1 pseudogene is annotated in these 716 nt (G+C 63.3%); it reads right to left on the bottom strand.

Annotation, left to right across the window (positions count from 1 at the left end):
- Window positions 1–716: pseudogene (gene istA / locus EOB36_RS33930) on the bottom strand (IS21 family transposase); the annotation flags it as partial.

Genomic DNA, 716 nt, shown 5'->3' with positions numbered 1-716 from the left:
GCGACCGGCATAGGGAATGAAGCTGGCGCGTTCTTCTTCGAATACGTCCCAGATCGTGCGCTCACCCTGTTCGGGATGCCGACGCGCCTTGGCATTAGGCAACGCATTTGTCGGCCAGCCAGCCGTTCAGATCCTCCAACGTCTTGAAGCGTAGCCTCGGCATGGAGAAGCGCTCGCGCACCAGTCCCACCTGGTTCTCGACCTGGCCCTTCTCCCAACCCGACGCCGGCGTGCATGCCTCTGGCTCGACAAGGTAATGCCCGCACATCTGCGCAAAGCGGCGGTTGTAGCGGCGAATCCCTGCCGATGAAGATCGCGTCCACCGCCGTCTTCATATTATCGTAGATGCCGCGCGTGCACGCTCCGCGGAAGAAGGCGAACGCCCGATCATGGGCGTCAAACACCATCTCCTGCGTCTCGCGGGGATAGGCCTTCACGAAGAACATGCGGCTGTGGCAGAGCCGCATGTGCGCGACCTTCACTGTCACCGTCACGCCGTCGAGCAGGACGACCTCGTGACTCCAGTCGAACTGGTAGGCCTCGCCAGGTGCAAAACTCAGCGGAATGTAGGCCTCGGCCACGGCGCTGCCGCGATCCGCCGCCCAGCTCTGAGCATGCCGCCACCCCGAACTGTAGCTGCCGTCATAGCCGAGGCCGCGAAGCTCCTCGAAAATACGGATCAGCGTCAGCCGCTCCCGCTGCGGCTTGGCCGCATT

Source organism: Mesorhizobium sp. M6A.T.Cr.TU.017.01.1.1 (assembly GCF_004023115.1).
GTDB classification, from domain to species: domain Bacteria; phylum Pseudomonadota; class Alphaproteobacteria; order Rhizobiales; family Rhizobiaceae; genus Mesorhizobium; species Mesorhizobium mediterraneum.
The sequence above is the reverse complement of the archived record's forward strand: the minus strand, read 5'-3'. Positions and strand labels throughout refer to the sequence as shown.